This window comes from Kitasatospora sp. NPDC029312 (assembly GCF_055569215.1).
In genome coordinates, this window is the sequence record NZ_JBVHXY010000020.1 from 36099 (window position 1) to 49916 (window position 13818).

11 protein-coding genes and 2 pseudogenes are annotated in these 13818 nt (G+C 73.9%); 9 read left to right on the top strand and 4 right to left on the bottom strand.

Features of this window, described 5'->3' with window-relative positions; genetic code table 11:
- Nucleotides 1-44 precede the first annotated feature (44 nt).
- The 9 genes and pseudogenes from ACZ4WV_RS18240 to ACZ4WV_RS18280 all read left to right on the top strand — a co-directional run.
- Nucleotides 45-1697, top strand: a pseudogene (locus ACZ4WV_RS18240) (AMP-binding protein); the annotation flags it as partial.
- A 72-nt stretch (nucleotides 1698-1769) separates the two neighbouring features.
- Nucleotides 1770-2114: pseudogene (locus ACZ4WV_RS18245) on the top strand (acyl-CoA thioesterase); the annotation flags it as partial.
- The gene (locus ACZ4WV_RS18250) at nucleotides 2111-4465 is read left to right on the top strand and encodes an oxidoreductase (protein WP_465747798.1); all 2355 of its coding nucleotides are present in this window, start codon (nucleotides 2111-2113) and stop codon (nucleotides 4463-4465) included. The pseudogene ACZ4WV_RS18245 and the gene ACZ4WV_RS18250, both read left to right, overlap by 4 nt.
- A 2-nt stretch (nucleotides 4466-4467) precedes the next feature.
- Nucleotides 4468-5439, top strand: a complete 972-nt coding sequence (locus ACZ4WV_RS18255) for a carbon-nitrogen hydrolase family protein (protein WP_465747800.1) — start codon at nucleotides 4468-4470, stop codon at nucleotides 5437-5439.
- Entirely contained in the window at nucleotides 5436-6575 is a 1140-nt protein-coding gene (locus ACZ4WV_RS18260) for a cupin domain-containing protein (protein WP_465747802.1), read from the top strand. The genes ACZ4WV_RS18255 and ACZ4WV_RS18260 overlap by 4 nt, the downstream gene beginning before the upstream one ends.
- Nucleotides 6576-6590: 15 nt before the next feature.
- Nucleotides 6591-7484, top strand: a complete 894-nt coding sequence (locus ACZ4WV_RS18265) for a fumarylacetoacetate hydrolase family protein (protein WP_465747804.1) — start codon at nucleotides 6591-6593, stop codon at nucleotides 7482-7484.
- Nucleotides 7485-7541: 57 nt separating this feature from the next.
- Nucleotides 7542-8294, top strand: a complete 753-nt coding sequence (locus ACZ4WV_RS18270; RefSeq protein ID WP_465747806.1) for a maleate cis-trans isomerase family protein — start codon at nucleotides 7542-7544, stop codon at nucleotides 8292-8294.
- Nucleotides 8295-8446: 152 nt separating this feature from the next.
- Nucleotides 8447-9310: a PaaX family transcriptional regulator gene (locus ACZ4WV_RS18275; protein WP_465747808.1), complete on the top strand. Its 864-nt coding sequence runs from the start codon at nucleotides 8447-8449 to the stop codon at nucleotides 9308-9310.
- Nucleotides 9295-10938, top strand: a complete 1644-nt coding sequence (locus ACZ4WV_RS18280; RefSeq protein ID WP_465747810.1) for an amidohydrolase — start codon at nucleotides 9295-9297, stop codon at nucleotides 10936-10938. Before ACZ4WV_RS18275 ends, ACZ4WV_RS18280 begins: the two co-directional genes overlap by 16 nt.
- 35 nt (nucleotides 10939-10973) lie before the next feature.
- Here the strand turns inward: ACZ4WV_RS18280 and ACZ4WV_RS18285 are convergent, their stop codons facing one another.
- From ACZ4WV_RS18285 to ACZ4WV_RS18300, 4 genes are all read right to left on the bottom strand, one after another.
- On the bottom strand, nucleotides 10974-11492 hold the full coding sequence (locus ACZ4WV_RS18285; protein WP_465747812.1) for a universal stress protein: 519 nt from the start codon (nucleotides 11490-11492) through the stop codon (nucleotides 10974-10976).
- 105 nt (nucleotides 11493-11597) lie between these two features.
- Nucleotides 11598-12221 carry a hypothetical protein gene (locus ACZ4WV_RS18290; RefSeq protein WP_465747814.1) on the bottom strand — a complete coding sequence of 208 codons (624 nt, stop codon included), beginning with the start codon at nucleotides 12219-12221 and terminating at the stop codon, nucleotides 11598-11600.
- A 33-nt stretch (nucleotides 12222-12254) separates the two neighbouring features.
- Nucleotides 12255-13340 carry a LuxR C-terminal-related transcriptional regulator gene (locus ACZ4WV_RS18295; protein WP_465747816.1) on the bottom strand — a complete coding sequence of 362 codons (1086 nt, stop codon included), beginning with the start codon at nucleotides 13338-13340 and terminating at the stop codon, nucleotides 12255-12257.
- A gap of 29 nt (nucleotides 13341-13369) precedes the next feature.
- Complete coding sequence (locus ACZ4WV_RS18300; protein WP_465747818.1) at nucleotides 13370-13789, bottom strand: ester cyclase; 420 nt, start codon at nucleotides 13787-13789, stop codon at nucleotides 13370-13372.
- Between the last annotated feature and the right edge of the window lie 29 nt (nucleotides 13790-13818).

The window sequence follows — 13818 nt, forward strand, 5'->3', positions numbered from 1 at the left end:
CGCCATACTGGCTCTACTCCCGCCGCACGATGAGGTGCCCGCCCATGGAGCTCTCCCCCTCGGCACATGTGGACACGTTCTGTCGCGACCATCTCCCACCCTTCGACCAGTGGCCCGAACTCCTCTTGGACTTCCCGGAGTTGGCCTACCCCGACCGCCTGAACTGCGCCGCCGTCCTGCTCGACGACCCGATCGCCCGCTACGGCCCGGATCGACGCTGCCTGCTCACCCCCACCGACCGGTGGAGCTACGGCGAGTTGCGCGACCACGCCGACCGCGTCGCCCGGCTGCTGACCGAGGAGCTCGACCTCGTCCCCGGCAACCGCGTCCTGCTGCGCGGCCCCAACACCCCCTGGCTGGCAGCCTGTTGGCTCGGCGTCCTGAAGGCCGGCGGAGTGGTCGTCACCACCATGCCGCTGCTGCGCGCCGCCGAGCTCAGCGAGCTGATCCGAATCGCCCGGCCCACCGTCGCCCTGTGTGACCACCGCTTCCTCGCCGAGCTCCACCAGGCGAACGGCACCGGCCTCCCCGACCTCCACCTCCCTAACCTCCCCGGCCTCCCCCACCTCCCCGTGCTCCCCTTCGGCGGCCCCTCCCCCGAGGACCTCACCGCCCGCTGTGCCGCCCGGCCGCCCGGCTTCACGGCCGTGCCGACCGCCGCCGACGACGTCGCACTGATCGCCTTCACCTCCGGCACCACCGGCCGTCCGAAGGCGACCTTGCACTTCCACCGCGACGTGCTGGCGAACGCCGACACCTTCTCCCGCCACCTGCTCCGCCCCACGCCCGAGGACCTGTTCGCCGGCACCCCGCCGCTCGGCTTCACCTTCGGCCTCGGCGGCCTGTTGGTCTTCCCGCTCCGCGCCGGCGCCGCCAGCCTGCTGCTGGAACAGGCCACGCCCGAGCAGTTGGCCGAGCAGGTGGCCCGCCACGGCGTGAGCGTGCTGTTCACCGCGCCGACCGCCTACCGGACGATCCTGGCCGCCGGGCTGGCCGACCGGCTGTCGGGGGTCCGCCGCTGCGTCTCGGCCGGCGAGCCGCTGCCCGCCGCCGTCTGGGAGGCCTTCCACGCGGCCACCGGGCACCGGCTGATCGACGGCCTCGGCGCGACCGAACTGCTGCACGTGTTCATCTCGGCCGCCGACCAGGACATCCGCCCCGGCTCCACCGGCCGTCCGGTACCCGGCTACCGGGCGGCGATACTGGACGAGCACGGCGAGCCGGTGCCGGACGGCCGGCCCGGCCTGCTCGCCGTCAAGGGCCCGACCGGCTGCCGCTACCTGGACGACGAGCGTCAGCGCCGCTACGTCCGCAACGGCTGGAACCTCACCGGTGACACCTACATCCGCGACGAGGACGGTTACTTCTGGTACCAGGCGCGCAACGACGACATGATCGTCTCGGCCGGCTACAACATCGCCGGGCCCGAGGTCGAGCAGGCGCTCGCCGGCCATCCCTCAGTGGCCGACAGCGCCGTGGTCGGCGCGCCGGACGAGCGGCGCGGCACGGTCGTCAAGGCGTACGTGGTGCTGCGCGATGGCGTGTCCGCCGGGCCCGAGACGGTCAAGGAGCTCCAGGAGCACGTCAAGCGCACCATCGCGCCCTACAAGTACCCGCGCGCCGTCGAATTCGTCACCGAACTGCCGCGCACCGCCACCGGCAAGCTGCTGCGTGCCGAACTCCGCAGGAGGGCCGCCGTGAACCCCGCCAGCGTCACCATAGAGCGCCGGGTCGAGTGGTCCGACACCGACGCCGCCGGGCACTACCACTTCTCCGCCGTGCAGCGCTGGGCCGAGGCCGCCGAGGCGGCACTGCTGCGCCGGCTCGGCCTGGCCGAGCTGTTCGGCCGGATCCCCAGGGTGCACTTCGAGGCGGACTACCGCGAACGGCTCTGGTTCGGAGACGTCGTCCGCACCGACCTGCGGGTGGTCCGGGTCGGCGGCTCCTCGCTGCACTACGCCTTCGAGGTGCACGGCCCGCACGGGCTGGCCGCCAGCGGCCGGATGTCGGTGGTGCACGCCTCCCCGCACACCGAGGGCGCCGAGCCCTGGCCCGCACCGGTGCGCCGGGCCCTGAGCGAGGCCGGTCCGCAGCAGGCGGAGGTGCCGGCATGACGGCGGCGGTCCGCCGGATCGCGGTGATCGGAGCGGGCCCGGGCGGGCTCTACTTCGCCGCGCTGGCCAAGCAGTTGGCGCCGCACCGGGAGATCACCGTGTTCGAGCGGGACGCCCGGGAGGAGGAGTTCGGCTTCGGCGTGGTGTTCTCCGACGAGACGCTGGACGGCATCGCCCGGGCCGACCCGCAGGTCTTCGCAGCGATCAGCGCCGAGTTCGCCCGCTGGAGCGACATCGACGTCCGCTACGCCGGTCAGGTCCGCACCAGCGGCGGCCACGGTTTCGCCGCCCTGGACCGCAACCGGCTGCGCGCCATCCTCCAACAGCGCTGCGCGGAGCTGGCGGTGGACGTGCGCTACCGCACGCCCGCCCCGCCGGTCGCCCGGCTCGCCGCCGAGTACGACCTGGTGGTGGCCGCCGACGGAATCCACTCGGCCACCCGGGCGACCTACCCGGACTCCTTCCGCACCGAATCGGACGAGCGGGACTGCCGCTACATCTGGCTCGCCACCGATCGGGTCTTCGAGGCGTTCACCTTCATCGTCGAGGAGTTCGACTTCGGTGTCCTCCAGGTGCACGCCTACCCGTACAGCGCGAGCCGCTCCACCTTCATCGTGGAAGCCGCCGAGGACGCCTGGCGCCGTGCGGGTTTCGAGGCCCTGGCCCAGCGGGAGTTGCCGCGCCGTGAGAGCGACACGGCCAGCGTCCAGCGCTGCGCGGAGCTGTTCGCCGGGCACCTGGACGGCCACCGGCTGATCCCCAACTCCTCCCGCTGGATCCGCTTCACCACCGTCCGCAACGCCAGTTGGCGCCACCGCAACGTGGTGCTGCTCGGTGACGCCGCACACTCCGCGCACTTCTCGATCGGCTCGGGCACCAAGCTGGCCCTGGAGGACGCCCTCGCCCTGGCCGCCACCCTGAACGAACAGCCCACCCTGGACACCGCCTTGGCCGCCTACGAGGCCGAGCGGCGGCCCGTGGTGGAGTCCACCCAGCGGGCGGCGCAGGCCAGCCTGGAGTGGTTCGAGACGATCGGCCGCCGCACCGGTCAGGGCATCGACCAGTTCGCCTTCAACCTGCTCACCCGCAGCCGCCGCGTCACCTACGGCAATCTGCGCGCCCGCGACCGCGCCTTCACCGACGCGGTGAACGCCGCCGTCGGCGGTTCGCCCGGGGTGCCGCCGATGTTCCGGCCGCTGAAGCTCTCCGCCCTGGAACTGCGCAACCGGATCGTGGTGCCCCCGCTCGCCACCTTCACCTCCCCCGACGCGCTGCCCAGCGCCTTCGACCGGGCCCAGCTCACCGCGCACGCGCTCGGCGGTGCCGGGCTGGTGATCGCCGGGATGACGGCCGTCAGCCCCGAGGGCCGGGCCACCGACCGCTGCCCCGGGCTGTGGAGCGACCACCAGGAGGCGGCCTGGGCCGAACTCCGCGCCGCCGTACGCGCGGTGAGCGACGCCCCGGTCGGCATCCAGCTCACCCACGCCGGCCGCCGGGGCGCGACGACCGTCCCCGGCCCGGACGGCATCGGCCGTCCGCTCGCCGAGGGCTGGCCGCTGCTCGCCGCCTCCCCGCTGCCCTGGGACACCCACAGCCCGACCCCGCACGAGGCCAACGACATCCAACTGGCGGCCGTCACCGCCGACTTCGCCGCCTCCGCCGAGCACGCCGCGCGCGCCGGCTTCGACGTCCTGGAGCTGCAGTTCGGCCACGGGCACCTGCTCTCCTCCTTCCTCTCCCCACTCACCAACCACCGCACCGACCACTACGGCGGCCCGCTCGCCCACCGGCTGCGGCTGCCGCTGGAGGTGCTGGCCGCCGTCCGCGCCGTCTGGCCCGCCGGCCGGCCACTGCTGGTGCGGATCTCGGCCGCCGACTGGGCCCCCGGCGGCACCACCGAAGCGGAGGCGGTGGCGATCTGCCGCGCGCTGGCCGACGCCGGGGCGGACGCGCTGGACGTGTCCACCGGCGAGGTCGTGTCCCACCAGCGACCGCCGTACGGGCGCGGCTACCAGACGCCGTTCGCCGAACTGATCCGCGCCGCCACCGGCGTCCCCACCATGGCGGTCGGCGCGATCTCCGGACCCGACGACGCCGACTCCGTCCTGCTGGCCGGTCGCGCCGATCTGGTCGCGATCGGCCGCGCCCACCTCCACGACCCGCTCTGGACCCTGCACGCCGCCGCCGACCAGGGCTACACCGGCCCGGGCGCCCGCTGGCCCGAGCCCTGGCAGGCGGGCAGCCGCAAGCCGCCGGGCCCGGGCGCCGACCGGGTCGCCCCACGGCTGCACCTGCTGCGCGAGCCTGTCCCGCCCGTCCACCGCCGCTGGCTGCCCCGGACCGAGGAGTGACCATGCCGGACCTGCCCCGCTTCACCGCCGCCGCCGTCCAGGCCGCCCCCGTCTACCTGGACCCGGCCGCCACCGTGGACAAGGCCGTCGCGCTGATCCACGAGGCCGCCGACCACGGCGCCCGGCTGGTGGTCTTCCCCGAGGTCTTCGTGCCCGGCTACCCCTACTGGAACTGGACGATGACCCCGGTGCAGGGCTCGCCCTGGTACGAGCGGCTCTACCGTGCCGCCGTGGACGTCCCCGGCCCGTACGTGGACACCCTGCGCGCCGCCGCCCGGCAGACCGGGGTGGTGCTGGTGATCGGCGTCAACGAGCGCGGCCGGCACAGCCTCGGAGTCCTCTACAACACCCTGCTGATCATCGGCGACGACGGCGAACTTTTGGGTGTTCACCGCAAGTTGGTGCCGACCTGGGCGGAGAAGCTGACCTGGACCCAGGGCGACGGCAGCTCGCTGCGGGTGCACCAGACGGCCGTCGGCCCGCTCGGCGCGCTGGCCTGCGGCGAGAACACCAACACCCTGGCCCGCTTCACCCTGCTGGCGCAGGGCGAACTGGTCCACGCCGCCGGCTACATCGCCCTGCCGGTGGCCCCGGAGGACTACGACATGGCCGAGGCGATCGCGCTGCGCGCCGCCGCCCACTGCTTCGAAGGCAAGCTGTTCACCGTGGTGTCCTGCTCCACCATCTCGCCCGAGATGGTGGAGGTGATCGCCGGCGAGGACCAGCAGGTCCGCAAGCAACTGGCCCGCCCGCGCAGCGCGCTGTCCGGCGTCTTCGGCCCGGACGGCCGGCCGGTGACCGAACCGCTGGTGGACGAGGAGGGCATCGTCTACGCCGAGATCGACCTCGGCCGCTGCATCCAGCCCAAGCAGATGCACGACATCGTCGGCCACTACAACCGCTTCGACGTGTTCCGGCTGCACGTGGACAACCGCCCGCTGCGGCCCCTGGTGCTCCCCGAGGAGGAGGCATGACCAGCGAGAACAGCCACCGCGACGACGCGAACGACGACGACCGGATCGGCCGCGCGAGGGTCGAGGACAGCCCTGAACTGCTCGCCTACTACGAGGAGTTGGCCAAGCACGAGGCCGGCGCCCTGTGGACGGTGGCCAACGAGATCGAGCCCTGGTACCCGCAGCCCCGGTCCGTCCCGGTGCTCTGGCGCTACGCCGACCTGCGCCCGCTGGTCCGCAAGGCGCTCCCGCTGGTGACGGCGGACGACGCCGGCCGCCGCGTGGTGATGCTGGTCAACCCCGGCCGCCGCGAACTCAGCGCCGCCGTCGGCCTGTTGTACACCGGCCTGCAGATCATGGGCCCCGGCGAGGCGATGACCGCACACCGCCACCAGGCCGCCGCCCTGCGCTTCGTCCACGAGGGCAGCGGCGCCTGGACCATCGTGGACGGGCAGAAGCTCAGGGTCGGCCCGCGCGACTTCGCGATCACCCCCAACAACACCTGGCACGAGCACGGCAACGAGGCCGACGACAACCCGGTCATCTGGCAGGACGGCCTGGACATCCCGCTGGTCAACACCCTCGACGCCAACTTCTACGAAGTCCACCCCGAGCTCCACCAGCGCCCCGGCCCGGTGGTGAACTCCTCGCTGCTCAGCTACGGCGGCAACCTGCTCCCGTACGGCGTCGAGAAGTGGACCAGGCCGTACTCCCCGCTGCTCGGCTGGCCCTGGGAGCCCAGCTACCACGCGCTGTGCCGACTCGCCCGCGCCACCGAGGGATCGCCCTACGACGGCGTGGTGATGGAGTACACCAACCCCGTCACCGGCGGCTCGGTGATGCCCACCATGGCCGCCCACCTGCAACTGCTGCGCCCCGGCCAGGCCACCCGCGCGCACCGGCACACCGGCTCGGTGGTCTACACGGCGGCCAAGGGGCACGGCGTCTCGGTGATCGCCGGACAGCGCTTCGCCTGGCAGCAGGGCGACATCTTCGTCGCCCCCTCCTGGGCCTGGCACGAGCACGCGAACCTCGACCAGAGCGAGGACGCCTGCCTGTTCTCCTTCAACGACTTCCCGGTGATGCACTCGCTCGGCCTCTACCGCGAGGAGGCCTACCCGGACCACGACGGACACCAGCCCACCACCGCCTCGTAACAGGAGACCGGAGCCATGCACCTGCTGACCTACTGCGCCGACGGCGACGACACCCCGCGCCTCGGCGCCCGGATCGGCACCGACCGGGTCGCCGACCTGACCGCCCTGGCCACCGCCGCCGGTGCCCAACTGCCGGGCGACCTGCTCGCGTTGATCCGGGCCGGTGGGCCCGCCCTGGCCACCGCCCGCGAGCTGCTCGCCGGAACACCGGCCACCCGGCCGCTCGCCGAGGTCTCGCTGCGCGCACCGCTGCGCCCCGGGAAGATCATCGGTGTGGGCCTCAACTACGTGGAGCACGTGGCCGAGTCACACCGCAGCCTGGACACCGAACGCGAACTCCCGGACCGCCCGGTTCTGTTCGGCAAGCCGGCCACCGCCGTCACCGGGCCCGGACAGCCGATCCTGCACAATGCGGACCTCACCAAGCAGCTCGACTGGGAGTGCGAACTCGCCGTGGTGATCGGCGAACCCGCCTTCCGGGTGGAGGAACGGGACGCCCTGCGGCACGTGTTCGGCTACAGCATCGTCAACGACGTCAGCGCCCGCGACCAGCGCCGCTCCGGGCAGTGGTTCTTCTCCAAGGGCCAGGACAGCTACGCGCCCTTCGGCCCGGTCGTGGTCACCGCCGACGAGATCCCCGATCCCCAGCGGCTCGACCTCTCGCTGCGGGTCAACGGCGAGCTGCGGCAGGACTCCAACACCCGCCACATGCTGTTCGGCATCGCCCGGCTGATCGCCGACATCTCCTCCGGCATGACCCTGGAGCCCGGGGACGTGATCGCCACCGGCTCGCCCTCGGGGGTCGGCGCCGGGATGGTCCCGCCGCAGTTCCTGCAGCCCGGTGACGTGGTCGAGGCCACCATCGAGCGGATCGGCACCCTCACCAACCCCGTGATCGACGCCCGCTGACCCCGCGATCCGCGCCCGCCGCCCGGCCCGGGCGCCCGCCGAAGGGAGTACCCGCTGATGCCGACGTTCCGGATCGGCCAGATCGTCCCGAGCTCCAACGTCACCATGGAGACCGAGGTGCCCGCCCTGCTGCGGGCCCGCGAGGCGGTCGCCCCCGAACGGTTCACCTTCCACTCCAGCCGGATGCGGATGACCAGGGTCACCCCCGAGCAACTGCGCGCCATGGACGCCGAGTCCGACCGCTGCGCCGCCGAACTCTCGGACGCCCGGGTCGACGTGATCGGCTACGCCTGCCTGGTTGCCGTGATGGCCACCGGTCCCGGCTACCACCGCGAGGCCGAGCGGCGACTGCACCGGCGCACGGTGGAGAACGGCGCGCCCGCGCCCGTGGTCACCAGCGCGGGCGCCCTGGTCGCCGGCCTGCGGACGCTCGGCGCCGCCAAGATCGCCATGGTCACCCCGTACCTGCGTCCGCTGGCCCGGACGGTGGTCGACTACCTCGCCCAGGAGGGCATCGAGGTGCTCGACCACGCCGCCCTGGAGATCGCCGACAACCTCGACGTGGCCGCCCACGACCCGGCCCGACTCCCCGCGATCGCGAAGGGTCTCGCGCACGCCGAGGCCGACGCCGTGGTGCTCTCCGCCTGCGTGCAGATGCCCTCGCTGGCGGCGGTGGCGGAGGCCGAGCAGCAGCTCGGCAAGCCGGTGGTCTCCGCCTCGATCTGCACCACCCACCAGCTGTTGCGCGCCCTCGGACTGCCCGCCGTCGCCCCCGGCGCCGGGCACCTGCTCTCCGGCGCCTACGCGTAGCGCCGTCCGGCGCGCGGCCCGCCGCGGCAAGCCCCCGAAGCCCTCGCGAAGGCCCCCGTAGGGCCCTCGACGGCGCCCGCGCAGGGCCCCGCACCCGGCAGCCGGCACCACCGCTATGATCACCCCCAGCCGTCGGGGAGGAGGGCCCAGGAATGCCGGAGACCGCACCCCGGCCCAGCTCCCTGATCCACACCGTCTACGGCGAGTACGTCCGCCGCCTCGGCGGCTGGATATCGATCGCCGACCTGATCGCGCTGATGGCCGAGCTGGACGTCGACGGCCAGGCCGTCCGCTCGGCGATCTCCCGGCTCAAGAAGGCCGGCACCCTGCTCCAGGAACGCCGCACCGGCACCGGCTACCGGCTCGCCCCCGCGATGGACCCGGTGTTCGAGGAGGGCGACCGGCGGATCTTCCACAGCCTGGAGCCCGCCGAACTCTCCGACGGCTGGGTGGTGGCGGTCTTCTCGGTGCCGGAGTCCGAACGCGCCCACCGCCATCAGCTGCGCTCCCGGCTCAGCTGGCTCGGCTTCGGCAACGCCGCCCCCGGCGTCTGGCTGGCGCCCGCCCGGTTGCTGCCGGACGCCCGCCGGCTGCTGGAGCGCCTCGGGCTGAGCGCCTACGTCCACCTCTTCCTCTCCGCCGAGTACGCCGGTTTCGCCGAACTCCGTACCGCGGTCGCGAGTTGGTGGGACCTCCCGGCGATCGAGGCGCAGTACGCCGCGTTCACCGACGCCTGGCGGCCGGTCGCCGAGGAGCTGCGCGGACGGGAGCCGACCGACCCGACCGACCCGGTCGAGGCGTTCCGGGACTACGTGCCGATGCTCACCGAGTGGCGCCGGCTGCCCTACCTCGACCCCGGCCTGCCAGAGCCGCTGCTGCCCGCCGACTGGAACGCCGTCCCGGCCCGCGCCGTGTTCACCGAGTTGCACGGACGGCTCGCCGAACCCAGCCTGCGATACGTCGAGAAGGTCACCGGGCTGTCCGAATCCCAGGAGCCGCCATGTCCGACGGAATGACCGACCACGCCCCCGCGGACCTGCTGATCCGCGCCGCCGCCGTGCACACCCTCGACCCGGGCCGCAGGCCCGACGAGCCGCCGCAGCGGGCGGTGGCCGTCACCGGCGGCCGAATCGCCGCCCTCTCCCCCGCGCCCGACGGTCTGGACGCCCTGATCGGGCCCGGCACCGAGGTGGTGGACGCCCCGGATGCGACCGTGCTGCCCGCCTTCGACGACACCCACACCCACCTGATCCTGGCGGGCCACAGCGTCCACGGCGTCCCCGTCCACCGGGCGCACGACCTCGCCGGATTCCTCGGACTGATCCGCGAGCGCGCCGCCCGGACCCCGGCCGGGGAGTGGATCCGCACCACGATCAACTGGCAGGAGGTGCTGCTGGCCGAGCAACGGATGCCCACCACCGAGGAGTTGGACGGCGCCACCGCCGACCACCCGGTGCTGGTGCGGCGCGGCGCGTACAACATGGTGCTCAACTCGGCCGCGCTGCGGCTGGCCGGGATCACCGAGGCCACCGAGGCGCCGCCCGGAGGGGTGATCGAGCGCGACGAGCGGGGCCGGCTGACCGGCCGGCTGATCAACCGGGCGACCGAGCTGGTCGAGCGGGTGCTGCCCCGCCCGACCCTGGCCGAGCGGATCGAGGGGCTGCGGGCCGCCTCCGCCGACTACGCCGCCACCGGGATCGGCACCGTGCGCGACTGCCTGGTCCCGGTCGAGGACCTCGACGTGCTGGACGCGGCCCGCGCCGAGGGCGCGCTCGCGGTGCGGGTCCGGGCGCTCGTCTCCGGCTTCACCGCCCGCACGCCGGAGCAGGTGGACGCACTGCTGGACCGGATGGACGACTGGCGGGCCGGCAGCCGGGACGACCACCGACTCCGGCTGTGGGGCGTCAAGTTCGGCATCGACGGAGGCTTCGAGGCGGGCGCGCTCGAGGAGCCGTACCAGGGGCAGCCCTGCTACCACGGCCGGCTGCTCTGGGAACCGGTGGAGCTGCTCGCGGCGGTGGACCGGGTGGTCGAGCGCGGCTGGCGGGTCGGCGTGCACGCCTGGGGCGACCGCGGGCTACGGATGCTGCTGGACGCCTTCGAGCAGGTGCTGAAGCGCCGCCCCGGCCTGCCGCCCGGCAGCCTGGTGGTGGAGCACGGCGGGCTGGCCCGGGCCGACCAGCGGGCACGAGCGATCGCGCTCGGCGTCCCGGTGACGGTGCAGCACCCGCTGCTGCACGACGGCGCGCTCACCCAGCAGCGGGCCTGGGGCGAGGAGCGCACCGCGGCGCTGTTCCCGCTGCGCGAGTGGCTGGACGAGGGGGCGCAGCTCTCGGCCGGCTCGGACTTCCCGGTCGGCCCGTACGGGGCGATGGTGTCGGTGTGGGGCATGACCACCCGCTCCACCACGGCCGGGGTGGTCGGCCCGGAGCACGCGATCGGTCGGGCCGAGGCGGTCGCGCTGCACACCGTGAACGCCGCCCGGCTGACCGGCGAGAGCGCCGAGCGGGGCTGCCTGCGACCGGGCACGCTCGCCGACCTCACGCTGTGGCCGCTGGACCCGCTGACCTGCCCGGTGGCCGCGCTGCGGGAGCTGCGGCCGGTCCGGACGGTGGTCGGCGGGCGCACCGTCCATCCGAGTTGACGGTCCGTCAGGCCTGCACAGGAGTCGACGGACCGTCAGGCAGCGATGAGTTCCCGCAGGTCGATGCCGCGGTGCAGCGCGCGCAGGTCGTCGTGCAGGGTGGACGGCGGGACGACGAGCACGCCGCACGGGGCGTGGTCGAGGCAGTAGCGGCTGACCGAGCCGCGCAGGAGCCGGCGCAGTCGTCCGCGCGGCGTAGCGTGGCGGCCGGCGCTGACCACCAGCAGGTCGCCCGGCCGGTCCGCCAGTTCGGCGAGTACCCGGCCGGGCTCACCGCGCATGACCAGCGGTCGCACCGGCACGCCGACCGGCAGGCCGCCGAAGGCCTGCTCGAGCGCCCGCTCCAGTCGGGCCTCGGCGGCGTCGCGCCAGGCGCGCAGCAGCGGCGGACAGGGCCGGGCGCGGTAGCTGCGCTCGCCGCCGACCGGGGTCCAGGCGAGCACCGGGACCAGCACGGCCCGCCGGGCCCGGGCCTCCTCGGCCGCCCGGTGCAGGGCGGTGAGGCTGTGCAGCGAGCCGCTGACTCCGACGATGACGCGCGCGACGTCCGACATGATCCTTCACTTTCCGATACCGAGACCGTTCTATGTCTGCGATTATGCTGCCACATCCACAATATTGCCTGCAAATCAAAGGCATTAACTGAATACCGCCTTGCATCAGCCAGCTGGTGACCTCGGCTGCGCCCCGCTCGACAGTCCCTCCCCCGGCCGGACCTCCTGCAACAGTCCCCAGGTGAAGTCGGCCGTCCACGCGCGCACCCGCCCGTCCGCGTCCGGCGCCCCGAGATCCAGCTGGAACCGGGTCGGCGCGCTCCCCTCACGCGGTACGGCCCCCGGGAAGGCGGCGCCCACATCACCCACCACACAGCTCCACGGCGCCAGGTCGGCCGCCGTCCGCAGAGCGGGCACCGGTGCGTCGGCCGCCCGGACCAGCCACTCGTTCAGCACCGGCGCACCGATCTCCGCCGGACCGAGCAGGACCTCGAAGCGCAACTCCGGCCAGAGCGGCAGCACCCACTGCCGCGCCACGCACGCCAGGTCCCCGATCCGGCGCGGCAGGCTCGCCTCCGCCGGCCCCAGCACGGCGGCGAACCGACCGGCGCCGCGCGGGAACCGGGGCGCGCGGACCATCGCCTGCCATCGTTTGTTGGCCTCCCGCATCGAGGCGCGGGTGGCACCGAGCCGCCGCACCGCGTCCTCGACCAGGCCGGGCTGGTAGTCGGCCATCCGACGCAGCAGAACGAGCTGGAACTCGGTGACCCCGAAACCGTTGATCGCCATACCGGCAGGCTAGGTCCTGTCCCGGGAGGAGGTTCAGGCCGCTGGGCCCCGGCCGCTCCCGGTCAGCGCGAGCGCGACCAGCTCCCGGCGGCTGCGTACGCCGAGCCGGTCGAAGACCGCCGTGAGGTGCTCCTGCACGGTGTTCGGCGAGATGCACAGCTCGGCCGAGATCTCCCGGGTCGAGCAGCCGCGCAGCACCAGGGCGGCGACCCGGGTCTGGGCCGGGCTCAGCCCGTAGGAGCCGAGCAGGAGCGAGTACCGCTGCTGCGGCGGCGTGGGCTCGACGATCACCGCCGTCTGCGGCCGGGGCGGCCCGGTGAGGCGGCTGGCCTGCACCGTCCACCAGGCGCCGAAACGATCCCGCACCCGCACCGTCGGCGGCGGAACCCGCTCGGCCGGCTCGCGGTCGAGCCGCGCCAGCCACGCGGCCACCGCGCTGACGGCCACCGGGAGCCGGGCGCCGGCGGGGAAGTCGGCCGGCTCCAGCCTGGCGAGCCAGTCCCGGGCCTCCGCGCTGGCGGAGACGAGCGCCGCGTCGGCGTCGAGCACCAGCACCCCGGGCGCGGTGGCCCGGGCGGGCGTGGAGCCGGCCAGCCCGACGGCGACCGCACGCCGCAGCCCCTCGGCCAGGTGCGGGGCGACGGTCCGCAGCACCGTGAGGTCCGTCTCGTCGAAGCCGTTGTCCGCCCGCTCGCGGTGCAGGCAGAGGAACCCCCAGCAGCTGCCGCCGGCGCGCAGCGCCACCCGGAGCTCGTCGCCGAGCCCGAGCGGCGCCATGATCTCCCGGTAGCGGGGGCTGGCCGCGAGGTCGCCCCGGGTCGCCCGGCCGAGGGTGGCCACCGGATCGGTGGACCGCGCCAGCTCGGTGAACTTGTTGACGTCCGCCCGGCCGAACTCGTTGTCCAGGAAGCGGGCGGCCGCCCCGACCAGTGGTTCGTCCGCCGCGGTCCAGGTGAACAGCAGCGAGTCGGGATCGGCGGTCGCGAAGAACACGGCGTCGGCGGGGACCAGCCGCAGCAGGCGCGGCAACACCTCCTGCCGCAGCCGGGCCGGGTCCGACCCGGCGTAGCACCGGTCGACCAGCCCGGCCGTCCGGCGCTCCACCAGCGAGGTCGCCATGGGATCGACGCTACGCGCCGGAGCCCCGGTCACACCAGGGGCAGCCCGAGCTGCCGCAACAGCCCGAGTTCGTCGAGGCGGCCCCAGCGTTCGACGATCCGCCCGTCGCGGACCCGGAAGATGTTGATCCCCGGCAGGGTGACGGTCCGGCCGGTGGGCGGCGCGCCGAGCAGCTCGCCGCGGTGGGTGCCGCTCGCGGTGAAGCGCTCGACCACCAGGTCACCCTCCCCGATGACCAGGTGCTGGTCGCTGTGCCAGTCCGGGCAGGCGGACCGGAACATCGCTCCGGCCGTCCGCATCCCCTCCCGGTCGGCGGCACTGCCGAGCGGCGGGTCGTGGTTGACGAAGTCCTCGGCGAGGTACTCGTCGACAGCCCCGAGGTCACCCTTGGTGAAGAGCGCGTCGATGAACGCGGTGACCGTGCTCTTGTTCTGCTCGTTGGTATCCATACCCACAGTCTTCGACCGGCCCGACCGGC

Bases quoted from the DNA above. Each gene is read 5' to 3' on its own strand.
- ACZ4WV_RS18250 (WP_465747798.1), top strand. From the start codon at position 2,111: ATGACGGCGGCGGTCCGCCGGATCGCGGTGATCGGAGCGGGCCCGGGC.
- ACZ4WV_RS18255 (WP_465747800.1), top strand. From the start codon at position 4,468: ATGCCGGACCTGCCCCGCTTCACCGCCGCCGCCGTCCAGGCCGCCCCC.
- ACZ4WV_RS18260 (WP_465747802.1), top strand. From the start codon at position 5,436: ATGACCAGCGAGAACAGCCACCGCGACGACGCGAACGACGACGACCGG.
- ACZ4WV_RS18265 (WP_465747804.1), top strand. From the start codon at position 6,591: ATGCACCTGCTGACCTACTGCGCCGACGGCGACGACACCCCGCGCCTC.
- ACZ4WV_RS18270 (WP_465747806.1), top strand. From the start codon at position 7,542: ATGCCGACGTTCCGGATCGGCCAGATCGTCCCGAGCTCCAACGTCACC.
- ACZ4WV_RS18275 (WP_465747808.1), top strand. From the start codon at position 8,447: ATGCCGGAGACCGCACCCCGGCCCAGCTCCCTGATCCACACCGTCTAC.
- ACZ4WV_RS18280 (WP_465747810.1), top strand. From the start codon at position 9,295: ATGTCCGACGGAATGACCGACCACGCCCCCGCGGACCTGCTGATCCGC.
- ACZ4WV_RS18285 (WP_465747812.1), bottom strand. From the start codon at position 11,492: ATGTCGGACGTCGCGCGCGTCATCGTCGGAGTCAGCGGCTCGCTGCAC.
- ACZ4WV_RS18290 (WP_465747814.1), bottom strand. From the start codon at position 12,221: ATGGCGATCAACGGTTTCGGGGTCACCGAGTTCCAGCTCGTTCTGCTG.
- ACZ4WV_RS18295 (WP_465747816.1), bottom strand. From the start codon at position 13,340: ATGGCGACCTCGCTGGTGGAGCGCCGGACGGCCGGGCTGGTCGACCGG.
- ACZ4WV_RS18300 (WP_465747818.1), bottom strand. From the start codon at position 13,789: ATGGATACCAACGAGCAGAACAAGAGCACGGTCACCGCGTTCATCGAC.